We start from the raw sequence: 15,790 nt of genomic DNA, 5'->3' as shown, positions 1-15,790 counted from the left end.
CAGTCAACTATCGCTGCTATAGCGGCGTACGCCGGAGTCGCCGAGGCTGACCTGGGCGGCGATGCTGCCCGGGGCGGGGAATACCACCAGATGGTCGGCGGCCACGCGGATGCCGACTTCCTCGCCAGGCATATGGTCGGCGTGACTGGGGAAGATCGACTCCAGCTGGCTGCCGGTAGAAAGCTGCAGGCGGTACAGGGTCGCCGCGCCGAGAAAGGTCTTGCCGACGATCAGGGCTTTCTGCGTGCTGTCCGGGTCGTAGACGATATCGTCCGGGCGTAGCAGCACATCTACGGCGCTGCCGGTGGGCCAGGTGTAGGCGCGGTTGCCGCGGATCAGGCCCAGTTCGGTCTGCACCGCATCCGGGCTGAGCAGCTGGCCACGAATAAAATAGCCCTGGCCGATAAAGCTGGCGACAAAGGGCGTCAGCGGCTCGTGGTAGAGGTTGTAGGGCGTGTCCCACTGCTCCAGCTTGCCGTCCTTGAACACCCCGACATGGTCGCTGACGGCAAAGGCTTCTTCCTGGTCGTGGGTGACCAGGATGGCGCTGGTGCCGCGAGCCTTGAGGATATCGCGGACCTCATGGCTCAGGCGGCGGCGCAGCTCGCCGTCGAGGTTGGAGAAGGGTTCGTCGAGCAGCAGCAACTGCGGCTCCGGGGCCAGGGCGCGAGCCAGGGCCACGCGCTGCTGCTGGCCGCCGGACAGCTCGTGGGGGTAGCGCTTGCCCAGGTGGCCGAGCTTGACCAGCTCCAGCAGCTCGGCGGTGATGCGTTCGCTGTCGGGTTGTTTGCGGATGCCGAAGGCGACGTTCTCCGCCACGCTCAGGTGCGGGAACAGGGCGTAATCCTGAAAGACCATGCCGATCCGGCGTTTTTCCGGGGCCAGGGTAAAACCGGCCTTGGAAATGACCCGGTCGGCCAGCTGGATTTCGCCCTCCAGCACCGGCTCGAAACCGGCGATGGCGCGCAGGGTGGTGGTCTTGCCGCAGCCCGAGGGGCCGAGCAGGCAGCCGATATCGCCGGCATTGAGGTGCAGATTGAGGTCGTGCACCACCTTGTGTTCGTGAAAGCCGCAGCTCAGGTTGCGCAGGTTCAGCAGCAGGGGTTGGCTCATGCGTGGTGGTACGCCGGTTCGACGAGGAATTCGAGCAGGGCTTTCTGCACATGCAGACGGTTTTCCGCCTGGTCCCAGGCCGCCGAGCGTGGATCGTCGAGCAGATCCTCGCTGACTTCTTCGCCACGGTGGGCCGGCAGGCAATGCAGGAACAGCACGTCTTCTGCGGCAGCATCGAGCAGGGCGCGGTTGACCTGGTAGGGCTGGAACAGCTTGAGGCGTTCGGCCGCTTCCTCCTCCTGGCCCATAGAGGCCCACACATCGGTGCTCACCAGATGGGCACCGGCTACTGCGGCGCGCGGGTCGCGCAGAACCTGCACGCGCTCGCCCGCCTGGGCCAGCAGGGTGGTACTGGGCTCGTAGCCCTCGGGGCAAGCCACGCGCAGCTGGAAGTCGAACTGCATGGCCGCTTCTATATAGGAGTTGCACATATTGTTGCCGTCGCCGACCCAGGCCACGGTCTTGCCCTTGATGCTGCCACGCAGCTCCAGGTAGGTCTGCATGTCGGCCAGCAACTGGCAGGGGTGCAGGTCGTCGGACAGGCCGTTGATCACCGGCACCCGCGAGTGGGCGGCGAACTCAGTCAGGTTGCTGTGGGCGAAGGTGCGGATCATTACTGCGTCGAGCATGCGCGACATGACGATGGCCGCATCGCCGATCGGCTCGCCACGGCCCAGCTGGGTGTCGCGCGGCGAAAGGAAGATGGCCTGGCCGCCGAGCTGGATCATCCCGGCTTCGAACGACAGGCGGGTACGGGTCGAGGCCTTCTCGAAGATCATCCCCAGTACGCGGTTCTTCAGCGGCTCGAACAGCACGCCGCGATTGCGCAAGTCCTTGAGCTCCATACCGCGTCGGATCAGGCTCACCAATTCGTCCGGTGTGCAATCCATCAGCGAGAGAAAGTGTCTTGCGCTCATCGTTAACTACCTTTTGACAGCAGGGGCGCAGGTTCAAGGGCCAGGGTGAATTAAGGAAAACGGCAGAACCTGCGGCTTGGAGGCCGCACCATGCGACGAAACGGGGAAGGCGCGATCTTATAAGGAAATGACGAGCAGGCGCAAACTGCCTGCTCGGTCACGCTGGCCGGACGGGTTGGAAGCCTTTTCCTATTTCTTTGTCAGCGATGTCATAAAACTGACATCTGTTGTTGAACCCCCCTGGGCTGGCACTTAGGATGCCCGCGCCTTTTCGAGGCAATGCGTTGCCCCGCAACGGGGTATTCATGGAATGTTGTGAAACGGAGTTTCAAATGAAGCATCTTGCATCTATCGCCGCTATTTCTGCCTTCGCTCTGCTGACTGGCTGTGCCAGCCAGAACATCAGTCAACCTGCTGTACCGCTCAACGGTACCGTAGGCACTAATCTGAAGGCCGACGTGAAAGTGGGCGAGACCATCTCCGGTGAGTCGTCGGTGAACATTCTGTTCAATGTGTTCAAGCTGGGTGGTGATACCCAGTTCGCCGATGGCGTGACCTATGGTGGGAGCGAGGGTGGATTTGCTCTGGGTCTTGACCCGGTGGCTTCCGCCAAATCCGCAGCTGCTTACAAGGCCGTCAAGGCCTCGGGTGCCGACGTGATCGTCGCCCCGCGTTACGAAGTGAATGTGCAGGACTACTTCGTCTACAAAACCGTGAGCGTAAAAGTGACCGGTAACAAAGGCACTGTCACCGCTATCCGCTAAGCCGCTGCAGGCGATCGGTGATATGCAGATCGCCTTGGCACTGTGGATTACGCGCGGCGTTGAATCGGCAGGCATGATGCCTGCCGATTCATAAGACGAACCCTACTAGTAGACTTCCCTTCCAGCCGCCATAGTCTTGATACGACGAGCCGTCGCTCCAGTCACAACAAGAATATGAGGCCAGGCCATGAGCAAGACCCTCCACCACCGTGCGTGCCATCTGTGCGAGGCCATCTGTGGCCTGACCATCGAAACCGAACAGCAGGATGACGGCTCGACCCAGATCCGCTCGATCAAGGGCGACGCCCAGGACAGCTTCAGTCGCGGCCATATCTGCCCCAAGGCCGTGGCCCTGCAGGATATCCAGAACGACCCCGACCGTTTGCGACAGCCCATGCGCCGTATCGGCAGCGAGTGGCAGGCCATCGACTGGCAAGAGGCCTTTGACCTGGTCGCCGAGCGGCTCGCCGATATCCAGACCCGCCATGGGGCCAATGCCGTTGCCACCTATCACGGCAACCCCAGCGTGCATAACTATGGGCTGCTGACCCATAGCAACTACTTTCTCGGCCTGCTGAAGACCCGCAGCCGTTTTTCCGCCACCTCGGTGGACCAGCTGCCCCATCACCTGGTCAGCCTGCAGATGTACGGCCACGGCTTGATGCTGCCGATCTGCGATATCGACCACACCGACTTTATGCTGATTCTCGGCGGCAATCCGCTGGCCTCCAACGGCAGCATCATGACCGTGCCGGACGTGGAGAAACGCCTGAAGGCGATCAAGGCCCGTGGTGGCAAGGTGGTGGTGGTCGATCCGCGTCGCAGCGAGACCGCGGCCATCGCCGACCAGCATGTGTTCGTCCGCCCGGGGCAGGATGCCGCGCTGCTGTTCGGCCTGCTCAATACCCTGTTTGAGGAAAATCTGGGGCGTACCAGCCACCTGCCGGTTGCCGGCCTGGATGAGGCGCGCCAAGCCATCGCTGGCTTTACCGCCGAAGCCATGAGCGAGCGTTGTGGCGTGCCGGCGGCAACCATTCGCCAGCTGGCCCGCGACTTCGCCGCCGCCGACAAGGCGGTGTGCTATGGCCGCATGGGCGTGTCCACCCAGGCCTTCGGCACCCTCTGCCATTGGCTGATCCAGCTGATCAATCTGGTTACCGGCAACCTCGACCGCGAGGGCGGGGCGCTGTGCACCGAGGCGGCCATCGATTTGACCACCTCCAGTTCCGGCACCCACTTCGACCGCTGGCGCAGCCGCGTCTCCGGCCTGCCGGAATACGGCGGCGAACTGCCGGTGGCGGCTCTGGCCGAAGAAATGCTTACCGAGGGTGAAGGGCAGATCCGCGCGCTGATCACGGTGGCCGGCAATCCGGTGTTGTCGACCCCCAATGGCCGCCAGCTGGAACAGGCCCTGGATGGTCTGGAATTTATGCTCAGCATCGACCCCTATATCAATGAAACCACCCGCTATGCCGACCTGATCCTGCCGCCCACCGGGCCGCTGGAGCATGACCACTACGACATGACCTTCAACAGCTTCGCCGTGCGCAACGTCGCCCGCTTCAACCTGCCAGTGCTGGAAAAGCCGGCCGGGGCGCTGCACGACTGGGAGATCTTCGTCGGCCTGGCCAAGGCCTTCGCCGGCAAGCTCGGCGTAGCACTGAAACCGACCATGGAGCCGTCCCAGATGGTCGATCTGGGCTTGCGCATGGGCCGCTATGGCGACAAGTCCGAGCACAAGCTGTCCCTGGCCACCTTGCTGGATCATCCTCACGGCATCGACCTGGGGGCGCTCAAGCCCAATCTGGCCGCGCGTTTGCGCACGCCGGACCAGCAGGTGCAGGCCGCTCCCGCCTTGCTCCTGAGTGATCTGCCGCGTTTTGCCGAACAGCCGCAGACCGCTGCCGACGAATTGCTGCTGATCGGCCGTCGCCATGTGCGCAGCAACAATTCCTGGATGCACAACTACCACCGCCTGGTGAAGGGCAAGCCGCGCCACCAGCTGTTGATGAATCCGATGGACCTGGCGCAGCGCGGTCTGGTCGACGGCCAGTTGGTGCAGGTGCGTTCGCGGGTTGGCGCTATCGAGGTGGAAGTGGCGGCCAGCGATGAAATGATGGCCGGTGTGGTCAGCCTGCCCCACGGCTGGGGTCATGCCCGGCCGGGGGTGCAAATGGCTATTGCCAGCGCCCAGCCGGGGGCCAGCGCCAATGACCTGACCGATGATCGACAGCTCGATGCGCTGTCCGGTAATGCGGCGCTTAACGGTGTACCGGTGCAGGTTGTCGCTGCGTAGCCTGGATGAAATCCGGGGGCTGTCTTGAAGTCACTCCCCGGATTGCATCCGGGCTACGGGGGGCTATGGGAAGGCCGAGCATTACGCTCGGCTTTTGGTTACAATGCCGCCACCGTGCCGACCCGTGAGTCGGGAAAGTTAAGTCCTGAGGTGCCCAATGGATATCATCGAAACCATCAAAGAGCAGATCGCCAACAACACCGTTCTGCTGTACATGAAAGGCTCGCCAAACGCTCCACAGTGCGGCTTTTCCTCCAAGGCGGCCCAGGTTGTCATGGCTTGTGGCGAAAAATTCGCCTATGTCGACATCCTGCAGAACCCGGAAATCCGCGCCAACCTGCCCAAGTACGCCAACTGGCCAACCTTCCCGCAGCTGTGGGTCGGTGGTGAGCTGGTCGGCGGCAGCGACATCCTGGCGGAAATGTTCGACAAGGGTGAGCTGCAGACCCTGATCAAGGACGCTGTGCAGAAAGCTGACGCCTAACAGGCTGTTGGAAAACTACCTGCGTGGGCAATCCTGCGTTAAAAACGGCCTCGGAATGCTCATTTACAACCAGTAAACTCCGCTTCCTCGGCCGTTTTTGCCTTGTCTTGCCTGCCTCGCCTACGTTTTCCAACGGCCTGCTAAGCCGGCTGCGCATAAACGACAAACCCCGCCAAGTGCGGGGTTTGTTGTTTATGGCGCGGTGTTTTGCGCTTATTCGTCCATCTGCGACTGCAGGTAATTCTGCAGGCCCACAGTCCCGATCAGGCTCAGCTGGGTTTCCAGCCAGTCGATATGGTCTTCTTCCGAGCAGAGGATCTCTTCCAGCAGTTCGCGGCTGGCGTAGTCGCCGATGCTCTCGCAGTAGGCAATCGCCGCCTTCAGGTCGATATGGGCTTTGTGCTCGATCTTCAGATCGCACTCAAGCATTTCCTGGGTGTTTTCACCGATCAGGATCTTGCCCAGGTCTTGCACGTTCGGCAGGCCTTCGAGGAAGAGGATGCGCTTGATCAGCTTGTCCGCATGCTTCATCTCGTCGATGGACTCGTGGTACTCGTGCTCACCGAGTTTCTTCAGGCCCCAGTCCTCGTACATGCGTGCATGCAGGAAGTACTGGTTGATCGCGACCAGCTCGTTACCGAGGATCTTGTTCAGATGCTGGATGACTTTCTTGTCGCCTTTCATATCTGCGTCTGCCTTGCAGGGAAGTTAGCACCAAATTCTGGGCCCATGGTTTTCAGCTGTCAAACCTAAGCAATTGAAATTAAAGTTAAATTTAATGTAAGTGCGAATGCTTAAGTTCTGCGCTTTGCGGCTAACGCCTTGAATTACAGACATAAAAAACCGGACACTAGGTCCGGTTCTTGGTAGCAGCGGGAATCAGGCGGCTACAAAACTGGCGGGGTAGGCGAGGGCGGCCTGGCCGCTTTGCACCTCGCTGAGGGTGTCGCGTACTACTTGCTTGGCCAGGCAGGCGCATTTGCCGCATTGGCTGGCAACGCCGAGGCTGGCGCGGACATCGCGATAGCTGCAGCAGCCATCGTAGATGGCGTCGCGAATTTGACCGTCAGTAACACCTTCGCAAAGACAGACGTACATGATTTAGGCTCGCCGCGTGGCTGTGGGTTAGGTTGAGAAAGATACTAATGCTAATGAGAATGCTTGTCAAAGAACTATTTGGCAGCACTTATTCGCGGGCTGTCCGGCCTGCCTGGGGGCTGCGGCGCAGTGGTCCGGCTAAGGACTGGGGCGGTGGGCGATGGATAAAGGCGCGGTGTATGATGACCGGCCGTTTTGGTGTAAGCCCCGGCGCGGCGTAAGGCCTATGTGCGCAGCGGGCTTGCTCTGGATTGATCAATCAAGGAGATCTCAATGAGCGTACTCGTAGGTAAGCAAGCCCCGGATTTTGACGTTGCAGCGGTGCTGGGCAATGGCGAAATCGTCGACAGCTTCAGCCTGTCCGCGGCGATCAAAGGCAAATACGGCCTGGTGTTCTTCTATCCGCTGGACTTCACCTTTGTCTGCCCGTCCGAGCTGATTGCTCTGGATAACCGTATTCCCGAATTCCAGGCGCGTAATGTCGAAGTGATCGGCGTCTCCATCGATTCGCACTTCACCCACAATGCCTGGCGTAACACCCCGGTGGACAAGGGCGGCATCGGCCCGGTCAAGTACACCCTGGCGGCCGATATCAACCATGCCATCTGCAAGGCTTATGACGTCGAAAACGCCGATGGTGTGGCCTTGCGCGGTGCCTTTCTGATCGACACCCAAGGCGTTGTGCGCTCGCAAATCATCAATGACCTGCCGCTGGGTCGCAATATGGATGAGTTGCTGCGTCTGGTTGATGCCCTGCAGTTCACCGAAGAGCATGGTGAAGTTTGCCCGGCCAACTGGAAGAAGGGCGACAAGGGCATGACCGCTTCGCCAGAAGGCGTTGCGCAGTACCTGTCGGAGAATGCTACCGCTCTGTAAGGTCGCAGCGCTGCATGGAAAAACCGGCTTCGCGCCGGTTTTTTTGTGCCTGGTTCCTGCGTGGTCCGCTGCTGAGCGTTCCCGTCTCTATATAGCCGTGAGGCTTCCTTCGATTAGGCCTCGCTCGGGCCGCCTTGCCATGCCCTGGCAATCCGACAGGCTGTCTGCCGCATTGCCGCATTGCCGCATTGCCGCCTGGAGGCGGAAAGCGCTTGCCGCTTTTGCCTTTTCGTAGGTGATTAAATTACATAAGTTATTGAAATATATGTAAAAAATAAAATGGCACAACGATTGCTTATGGTTTGCTACGGAAAACAGCAACGGCAACCGGCAAAGGTTTCTGACCATGAGCATCAGTTTCGATCGGGCACTCGGCATCCATCAGCAGGCACTCGGCTTTCGCTCCCAGCGTGCGGAAGTGCTGGCCAACAACATCGCCAACGCCGACACGCCGAATTACAAGGCGCGCGACCTGGAATTCGCCACGGTGTTGGCCGAGCAGAGCGCCAAGACCCAGCGCGGCCCGGTCAACCTGAATCGTACTGATAGCCGACATATCGCTGCCGATGGCATTCAGGTGGGGGAGGCTGATCTGGCCTACCGTACGCCGTTCCATCCATCGATTGATCAGAACACCGTTGATCTGCAGATCGAGCAATCCAACTACGCGGAAAACTCGGTGCAGTTCCAGGCCAGTTTCACCTTGCTCAACAGCAAATTCAAAGGGCTGGTCACCGCCCTGCGCGGCGATTAACAGGAGTCCGATGCCATGTCCCTAGCCAGTGTGTTCAATATCGCCGGAACCGGCATGAGTGCCCAGAGCACTCGGCTGAATACCATTTCCAGCAACATCGCCAACGCCGAGTCGGTGTCATCGAGCATTGATCAGACCTATCGCGCCCGTCACCCGGTGTTCGCCACCGTGTTCGAGCAGGCGCAGAACGGTGATCGCGGCTCGCTGTTCGCCGATCAGGACCAGGCCGGTCGCGGTGTTCAGGTGCTGGGCATCGTCGAGGATCAGAGCAGCCTGATGCCGCGCTACGAGCCTAATCATCCGGCTGCCGATGCCGGCGGCTATGTGTATTACCCCAACGTCAATGTGGTGGAAGAGATGGCGGACATGATTTCCGCCAGCCGGGCTTTCCAGACCAACGTTGAAATGATGAATACCGCCAAGCAGATGATGCAGCGCGTATTGACCCTGGGTCAGTAAGCCGTCGGGCACAAGGAGCGCATGAGTATGAGCACTGTAGGCGATGTCAGTGGTACGGCACTGGATCAGTACCAGATCAAGAATCAGGGCACGGCCAACAAGGAGCTGGGCAAGAATGAGTTTCTCAACCTGTTGGTGGCGCAGTTGAACAACCAGAATCCGCTGGAGCCGCAAGGCAACGGCGAGTTTATTGCCCAGCTGGCACAGTTCAGCCAGGTGGAAGGGATCGAGAAGCTGAACACCAGCATGGGCTCGCTGCTCAGCGGCTACCAGTCTTCTCAGGCTCTGCAGGCCTCTTCGCTGGTCGGGCGCAAGGTGATAGTGCCGTCGGAGACAGCGGTGGTCGACACCAGCGAAAGCTTCAAGGCCAGCCTGGTGCTGCCAACCAGCAGCAGCAACGTCTACGTCAACGTCTACGACAAGACCGGGGCGGCGGTGAGCCGCATCAATATGGGCGAGCAGGCCGCCGGCAACGTCAGCTTTATCTGGGACGGCAAGGATGCCAGCGGCAATCTGTTGCCGCCCGGCACCTACAAGTTTGAAGCGCAGGCGACTTACGAGGGCGAGACCAAGGGGCTGTACACCATGCTCCCGGCCAACGTCGACAGTGTGGTCCTGGGCGGCAGCGAGTTGATGCTCAACCTGGCGGGGCTGGGCAGTGTGCCGCTGTCCCAGGTGCAGGTCATCGGTCAGTAACCAACAGCTTTGAGTGCCGGCTGTTCCGGCAAAGGAGACTTCCATGTCGTTCAATATCGGTTTGAGTGGCCTGCGCGCTGCGAGCAGTGATCTCAACGTCACCGGCAACAATATCGCCAACGCCGGCACGGCCGGCTTCAAGCAGTCCCGTGCGGAGTTCGCCGATGTCTATGCGGCCTCGGTACTCGGCTCTGGCAAGAATGCCCAGGGCAGTGGGGTGCTGCTGAGCAACGTGTCGCAGCTGTTCAATCAGGGCAATATCAACTACACGCAGAATGCCCTGGACCTGGCGATCAACGGCAACGGCTTCTTCCAGACCAGCAATAACGGCGAGGTCAGCTATACCCGTGCCGGTTACTTCGGTACTGACCGTGATGGCTTTATGGTGAACAACTTCGGTTACAAGCTGCAGGGCTACCCTGTCGACGGCAACGGTAACCTGCAAAATGGCGTGATCAGCGACCTGCGCATCGAAACCGCCAGCCAGGCCCCGCGGGCGACCACCACACTCAACCAGACCTTTAACCTGAATTCGACCAACACCGTGCCGGCAACCTGGCAGGGCGCTTATGACACCTCGATTGCCGGTGCCGTGGATCCCTTGAACCCGACTGCCGCGGAAGTCGCCGCGGCCGAGGCGGCGGCCAATGCCTCCTTCGATCCGGCCGACCCGACCACCTACAACTCGTCCACCTCCACCAACGTCTACGACACCCAGGGCAATGCCCATGTGCTGACTCAGTACTTCGTCAAGACCGGGGCTAACCAGTGGCAGATGAATGTACTGATCGACGGGCGCAACCCGGCCACCCCGACCTCGACCGTGCCGTACTCGATGGAGGTCGGCTTTACTGCCAGCGGCCAGTTGGACACCAGCAGCCTGGTTTCCAGTCCGAGCTTTACCGTCGACGCCAACGGGCGTTTCACCCTGAATGACTGGGTGCCGGCGGCCTCCGACGGCGGCACGCCGCCGGTATGGTCGGGCAATGGGGCCGACGCCAATGCCACTGGCATATTGGTTGACCTGCGCAGCTCCACCCAGTTCTCCAGCTCTTTTGCGGTCAACAGTGTCAGCCAGGATGGTTACACCACCGGCCAGTTGGCCGGCCTGGAGATTGACGATACCGGGGTGATTTTCGCCCGCTACACCAATGGCCAGTCCAAGGTGCAGGGCCAGGTGATTCTGGCCAACTTCGCCAATGTGCAGGGGCTGACACCCGTGGGTAAAACCGCCTGGGTGCAATCCTTCTCCTCCGGTGAGCCGGTGGTCGGTACACCGCGCAGCGGTACGCTGGGTGCCTTGCAATCCGGTGCGCTGGAAGACTCCAACGTCGAGTTGTCCGACCAACTGGTCAACCTGATCGTGGCTCAGCGCAACTACCAGGCCAACGCCAAGACCATTGAAACCGAGAGTGCCATCACCCAGACCATCATCAACCTGCGTTGATAAGCGGGCCCTGAGCCTGCCGCAGGCGGCAAGGGATCGCCGGGCAATTGTCAGAAGGGCTCCATTCGGAGCCCTTTTGTTTTTTAAAAATTCATATTTTTCAGTGTCTTAGAGTTGTTATTCGAAACTGGCATAGCTATTGCTTTATAGCTTGTACAGAGCAGCGGGCGGCAAGCCCAACTCGGAGAATGACCATGGACAAGATGCTGTACGTTTCCATGACTGGGGCCCACCAGAACAGCCTGGCCCAGCGTGCCCACGCCAACAACCTGGCGAATATCTCGACCACCGGCTTTCGCCGCGATTTCGAGCAGGCGCGGGCCATGCCGATTTTTGGTGACAGTTATCCGTCGCGGGTCTACGCCATGAGCGAGCGCCCGGGTACCGATTTCACCCCAGGTTCGCTGCAGGAAACCGGCCGTGACCTTGACGTGGCAATTGGTGGTCAGGGCTGGCTGGCCGTGCAGGCCGCTGACGGTGGCGAAGCCTATGTGCGTACCGCCAGCCTGAATGTCGATGCCCTGGGTGTGCTGCGTACCGGCAACGGCTTGCCGGTGATGGGCAATGCCGGGCCTATCGCCGTGCCGCCTGAGCAGAAGATCGAGATCGGTCAGGACGGCACCATCAGCATTCGCGCCCTCGGCGAGGCCCCCAACGTGCTGGCCGAGGTCGACCGCCTGAAGCTGGTCAATCCGGACCTCAAGCAAATGGAGAAGGGCACTGACGGCCTGATCCGTTTCAAGGGCCAGGGCCAGGTGCAAGCCGATGCGACCGTCCAGGTGACGTCGGGCTTTCTCGAGTCGAGCAACGTCAATGCCGTGGAAGAGATGACTGCGATTCTCTCCCTGTCGCGCCAATTCGAACTGCAAGTAAAGATGATGCGCACTGCCGAAGATAATTCGACAGCCATGGCGCGCGTCTTGCAGATGACCTAATTATCAGCACGCGGCGTCGGTAAAACGACACCCGAGGAGAATCGCTATGCTTCCGGCACTGTGGGTCAGCAAGACCGGTCTGTCCGCTCAGGACATGAACCTGACCACCATTTCCAACAACCTGGCCAACGTCTCGACCACCGGCTTCAAGCGCGATCGGGCCGAGTTCGAGGACCTGTTGTATCAGATCCGTCGTCAACCCGGCGGCCAGTCCAGCCAGGACAGCCAACTGCCTTCCGGCCTGCAACTGGGTACCGGTGTGCGGGTGGTGGGCACGCAGAAGATCTTTACCGCCGGCAGCCTGCAGACCACCGAGCAGCCGCTGGATATGGCGATCAACGGCCGTGGCTTCTTTCAGGTGTTGATGCCCGATGGCACGGTGTCCTATACCCGCGACGGCAGCTTTCATCTGAACTCCGACGGCCAGGTGGTCACCTCCAATGGCTATGCCCTGGAGCCGGCGATCGTCCTGCCCAACGAAGTGCGCACCTTTACCGTGGGTGAAGACGGCACCGTCTCGGTGACCACATCCGGCAATCCGCAGCCGCAGATCGTCGGCAACCTGCAGACCGCTGACTTCATCAACCCGGCAGGCCTTGAGGCCATCGGCAACAACCTGTTCCTGGAAACCGCCTCCAGCGGCGCGCCCCAGGTCGGTACGCCAGGCTTGAACGGCCTGGGCACCACCCTGCAGAACACCCTGGAAAATTCCAACGTCAGCGTGGTCGAGGAGCTGGTCAATATGATCACCACCCAGCGCGCCTACGAGATGAACTCCAAGGTGATTTCCACTGCCGATCAGATGCTCGGCTTTATTTCGCAGAATCTTTAAGGCACAGGGCCTAGCGGCTTAACCCGCCAGGCCCAGTAGGCATGGCCCCATGGAGGGGTTCGGCCACCCTGCAACGTGCAACACCTGAGGTAGTAGATATGAACCGGCTGATGACCCTTCTCGCACTGCTTGGCCCCCTGGTCCTGAGCGGCTGCATGGCCCCCGCGCCGAAGCCGAATGACCCCTATTACGCTCCCGTGTTGCCGCGCACGCCGCTGCCGGCCTCGCAGAACAATGGTTCGATCTATCAGGCCGGTTTCGAGAACAACCTGTTTGGCGATCGCAAGGCTTACCGCGTGGGTGACATCATCACCATCACCCTGAATGAGCGGACCCAGGCCAGCAAGAACAGCAACAGTCAGATCAGCAAAGACAGCTCGGCCAACCTCGGCGTGCCCAACCTGTTCGGCATGGCCGTGTCTCCGAAGAACCCCCTGGCAGGTCTGAGCGCGCTAGGCATGACCAATGACACCCTGGGCCTGGATGCGAGCTTTGATGCCACCCGTTCCGCCGATGGCTCTGGCGCGGCGGGGCAGAGCAACAGCCTCACCGGTTCGATCACCGTATCGGTGGCCGAAGTGATGCCCAACGGTATCCTGCTGGTGCGCGGCGAGAAGTGGATGACCCTCAACACCGGCGATGAACTGGTGCGCATTGCCGGCCTGGTGCGGGCGGACGATATCGCCACCGACAACACCGTGTCTTCGACCCGCATCGCCGATGCGCGCATCACCTACTCGGGCACCGGGGCCTTTGCCGACGCGTCCCAGCCGGGCTGGATGAGTCGTTTCTTTCTTAGCCCAATGTGGCCGTTCTGAGGATGGCCACCATGACTCTTTCCAAATACCTACTGGCTGCGGCCGCTCTGTTGCTGGCGTCGTTGGCTCAGGCCGAGCGGCTTAAGGACCTGGCCAGTATCCAGGGCGTGCGCACCAACCAGTTGATCGGCTACGGCCTGGTGGTCGGCCTCAACGGCAGCGGCGACCAGACCACCCAGACGCCCTTCACCGTGCAGACCTTCAACAACATGATGGCGCAGTTCGGCATCAAGGTGCCCCAGGGCGGCAACGTGCAGCTGAAGAACGTCGCCGCGGTGTCCATCCATGCCGACCTGCCGGCGTTCGCCCGACCGGGGCAGACCATCGATATCACCGTGTCCTCCATCGGTAACGCCAAGAGCCTGCGCGGCGGCAGCCTGCTGATGACCCCGCTGAAGGGCATCGACGGCAACGTCTACGCCATCGCCCAGGGCAACCTGGTGGTGGGCGGCTTCGACGCTGAAGGCGGCGACGGCTCGCGGATTACCGTCAACGTGCCGTCGGCCGGGCGTATTCCCGGTGGTGCCACGGTTGAGCGGCCGGTGCCGAGCGGTTTCGATCAGGGCAATTACCTGACCCTCAACCTCAACCGTCCGGATTTCACCACGGCGAAAAACATCGTCGACCATATCAACGAACTGCTCGGCCCCGGCGTGGCCCAGGCCCTGGATGGCGGTTCGGTGCGTGTCAGTGCGCCACTGGACCCCAACCAGCGTGTGGACTACCTGTCGATTCTGGAAAACCTCGAAGTGCAGGTGGGTCAGGCCGTGGCCAAGGTCATCATCAATTCGCGTACCGGCACCATCGTCATCGGCCAGAACGTGCGCGTGCAGCCGGCTGCGGTGACCCATGGCAGCCTGACCGTAACCATTACCGAAGACCCGATTGTCAGCCAGCCGGAAGCGCTCTCCGGTGGCCAGACCGCCGTGGTACCGCGCTCGCGGGTGAATGTCGATGAAGCAGCCAAGCCGATGTTCAAGTTCGGCCCGGGGACCACGCTGGATGAGATCGTCCGCGCGGTGAATCAGGTGGGCGCTTCGCCGTCCGACCTTATGGCCATCCTGGAGGCGCTGAAACAAGCCGGCGCTCTGCAGGCTGACCTGATCGTTATATAGAGGACTGCGCCATGGACTCTCGTCTTTCAGCCGGTTTGCTCGGCGGTACCACCACCCTCGACAGTGGTGCCTATAACGATCTCAATCGCCTTAACCAGTTCAAGGTCGGTGGCGACAGCGAAAAGAACATCAAGAAGGTGGCTCAGGAGTTCGAGTCGCTGTTTCTTAATGAAATGCTCAAGGCCATGCGTTCGGCCAACGAAGTGTTCGGTGAAGGCAACTTCATGAACAGCAACGAGAGCAAGACCTACCAGGACATGCACGACCAGCAGCTGTCGGTGACCATGTCCAATCATCAGAACGGCATCGGCCTGGCCGACGTGCTGGTGCGGCAGATGTCGCAGATCAAGGATGCCGGCAGCCGGCCTAATCCCTTTGCCCAGGTCGATGAGCCGGTGCCCAGTGCGCCGAGCAAGCCTTTGGCCAAGGTTGATAGCGCACGTGACGACACCTCGTTGATCAACCAGCGCCGCCTGTCGCTGCCGGGCAAGCTGACCGATCGTCTGCTGGCGGGTATCGTGCCGGCAAGCGGCTCGCCGGAGGCCCAGACCCTGGCGCAGAATGACTGGATCCCTGCCAAGGCCTTCGCCGCTCCCACTGATACGGCCTTGAGCCTAAATGGCAGCGACGCCATCACCGGGCGTCGTCTGGCCCAGCCGCCCCTGGCACCCGGCAAGGCGGCGTTTGCTTCGAAGGACGAGTTTATTGCTGCCATGCTGCCGATGGCCGAGCAGGCCGCCGAGAAGATTGGCGTCGACCCCCGCTACCTGGTGGCCCAGGCCGCGCTGGAAACCGGCTGGGGCAAGTCGATCATCCGCCAGCAGGATGGCAGCAGCAGCCACAACCTGTTCGGCATCAAGAGCCACAACAGCTGGGAAGGCGACTCGGCCCGGGTGTTGACCACCGAGTACCGCGGCGGCAAAGCGGTCAAGGAAGCGGCGTCCTTCCGCGCCTATGACTCCTACGCCCACAGCTTTGACGATTATGTGAGCTTCCTGCAGGGTAATGGCCGTTACGAGAAAGCCCTGGCCAGCACTGACAAGCCCGAGCAGTTCGCCCGCGAGCTGCAAAAAGCCGGTTACGCCACCGACCCGCAGTACGCGCGCAAGATCGCCCAGATAGCGCGGCAGATGCAGACCTATCAGACAGTCGCGGCCGTCAGTACGCCGTCCACCAACGGATGATG

The 15,790-nt window shown here is 60.9% G+C and carries 17 protein-coding genes; 13 read left to right on the top strand and 4 right to left on the bottom strand.

Annotated elements, in window-relative coordinates; all coding sequences use genetic code 11:
• Window positions 1–3 precede the first annotated feature (3 nt).
• Window positions 4–1,113, bottom strand: a complete 1,110-nt coding sequence (locus tag VMP31_RS04165) for an ABC transporter ATP-binding protein (RefSeq protein ID WP_325504377.1) — start codon at window positions 1,111–1,113, stop codon at window positions 4–6.
• The gene (argF, locus tag VMP31_RS04160) at window positions 1,110–2,030 is read right to left on the bottom strand and encodes an ornithine carbamoyltransferase (protein WP_325504375.1); all 921 of its coding nucleotides are present in this window, start codon (window positions 2,028–2,030) and stop codon (window positions 1,110–1,112) included. Before argF ends, VMP31_RS04165 begins: the two co-directional genes overlap by 4 nt.
• Before the next feature lie 332 nt (window positions 2,031–2,362).
• On the opposite strand from argF, the gene VMP31_RS04155 reads away from it, so the two are divergent.
• The 3 genes from VMP31_RS04155 to grxD all read left to right on the top strand — a co-directional run bounded on the left by VMP31_RS04155 (window position 2,363) and on the right by grxD (window position 5,574).
• Window positions 2,363–2,794, top strand: coding sequence for a hypothetical protein (locus tag VMP31_RS04155; protein WP_325504373.1), 432 nt, complete (start codon window positions 2,363–2,365; stop codon window positions 2,792–2,794).
• 187 nt (window positions 2,795–2,981) lie between these two features.
• Window positions 2,982–5,090, top strand: a complete 2,109-nt coding sequence (locus VMP31_RS04150; protein WP_325504371.1) for a molybdopterin oxidoreductase family protein — start codon at window positions 2,982–2,984, stop codon at window positions 5,088–5,090.
• A gap of 157 nt (window positions 5,091–5,247) precedes the next feature.
• Window positions 5,248–5,574 carry a Grx4 family monothiol glutaredoxin gene (gene grxD, locus VMP31_RS04145; RefSeq protein WP_325504369.1) on the top strand — a complete coding sequence of 109 codons (327 nt, stop codon included), beginning with the start codon at window positions 5,248–5,250 and terminating at the stop codon, window positions 5,572–5,574.
• Between the two features lie 213 nt (window positions 5,575–5,787).
• On the opposite strand, the gene bfr is transcribed toward grxD, so the two are convergent.
• Complete coding sequence (gene bfr, locus VMP31_RS04140; RefSeq protein WP_325504367.1) at window positions 5,788–6,258, bottom strand: bacterioferritin; 471 nt, start codon at window positions 6,256–6,258, stop codon at window positions 5,788–5,790.
• A 195-nt stretch (window positions 6,259–6,453) separates the two neighbouring features.
• Window positions 6,454–6,672 (bottom strand): bacterioferritin-associated ferredoxin, encoded by a 219-nt coding sequence (locus VMP31_RS04135; protein WP_325504365.1) that lies wholly within the window; start codon window positions 6,670–6,672, stop codon window positions 6,454–6,456.
• A 273-nt stretch (window positions 6,673–6,945) separates the two neighbouring features.
• On the opposite strand from VMP31_RS04135, the gene VMP31_RS04130 reads away from it, so the two are divergent.
• From VMP31_RS04130 to flgJ, 10 genes are all read left to right on the top strand, one after another.
• The gene (locus tag VMP31_RS04130; protein ID WP_325504363.1) at window positions 6,946–7,548 is read left to right on the top strand and encodes a peroxiredoxin C; all 603 of its coding nucleotides are present in this window, start codon (window positions 6,946–6,948) and stop codon (window positions 7,546–7,548) included.
• Window positions 7,549–7,894: 346 nt separating this feature from the next.
• Complete coding sequence (flgB, locus tag VMP31_RS04125) at window positions 7,895–8,302, top strand: flagellar basal body rod protein FlgB (protein WP_325504360.1); 408 nt, start codon at window positions 7,895–7,897, stop codon at window positions 8,300–8,302.
• A gap of 15 nt (window positions 8,303–8,317) precedes the next feature.
• On the top strand, window positions 8,318–8,761 hold the full coding sequence (gene flgC / locus VMP31_RS04120) for a flagellar basal body rod protein FlgC (protein ID WP_325504358.1): 444 nt from the start codon (window positions 8,318–8,320) through the stop codon (window positions 8,759–8,761).
• A 27-nt stretch (window positions 8,762–8,788) separates the two neighbouring features.
• Window positions 8,789–9,457 (top strand): flagellar hook assembly protein FlgD, encoded by a 669-nt coding sequence (gene flgD, locus VMP31_RS04115; protein ID WP_325504356.1) that lies wholly within the window; start codon window positions 8,789–8,791, stop codon window positions 9,455–9,457.
• 43 nt (window positions 9,458–9,500) lie between these two features.
• Window positions 9,501–10,904: a flagellar hook protein FlgE gene (locus VMP31_RS04110; protein ID WP_325504354.1), complete on the top strand. Its 1,404-nt coding sequence runs from the start codon at window positions 9,501–9,503 to the stop codon at window positions 10,902–10,904.
• 194 nt (window positions 10,905–11,098) lie between these two features.
• On the top strand, window positions 11,099–11,839 hold the full coding sequence (locus VMP31_RS04105) for a flagellar basal body rod protein FlgF (protein ID WP_325504352.1): 741 nt from the start codon (window positions 11,099–11,101) through the stop codon (window positions 11,837–11,839).
• A gap of 46 nt (window positions 11,840–11,885) precedes the next feature.
• On the top strand, window positions 11,886–12,671 hold the full coding sequence (gene flgG, locus VMP31_RS04100; protein ID WP_325504350.1) for a flagellar basal-body rod protein FlgG: 786 nt from the start codon (window positions 11,886–11,888) through the stop codon (window positions 12,669–12,671).
• Between the two features lie 98 nt (window positions 12,672–12,769).
• Window positions 12,770–13,489 (top strand): flagellar basal body L-ring protein FlgH, encoded by a 720-nt coding sequence (flgH, locus tag VMP31_RS04095; protein WP_325504348.1) that lies wholly within the window; start codon window positions 12,770–12,772, stop codon window positions 13,487–13,489.
• Between the two features lie 11 nt (window positions 13,490–13,500).
• Entirely contained in the window at window positions 13,501–14,604 is a 1,104-nt protein-coding gene (locus tag VMP31_RS04090; protein WP_325504346.1) for a flagellar basal body P-ring protein FlgI, read from the top strand.
• 11 nt (window positions 14,605–14,615) lie between these two features.
• Window positions 14,616–15,788 carry a flagellar assembly peptidoglycan hydrolase FlgJ gene (flgJ, locus tag VMP31_RS04085; protein ID WP_325504344.1) on the top strand — a complete coding sequence of 391 codons (1,173 nt, stop codon included), beginning with the start codon at window positions 14,616–14,618 and terminating at the stop codon, window positions 15,786–15,788.
• Window positions 15,789–15,790 lie beyond the last annotated feature (2 nt).

The sequence above is a fragment of the Pseudomonas sp. genome, assembly GCF_035512415.1.
Lineage (GTDB): Bacteria > Pseudomonadota > Gammaproteobacteria > Pseudomonadales > Pseudomonadaceae > Aquipseudomonas.
Note: the sequence above shows the minus strand (reverse complement) of the source record. Positions and strands in the feature narration are given on the sequence as shown.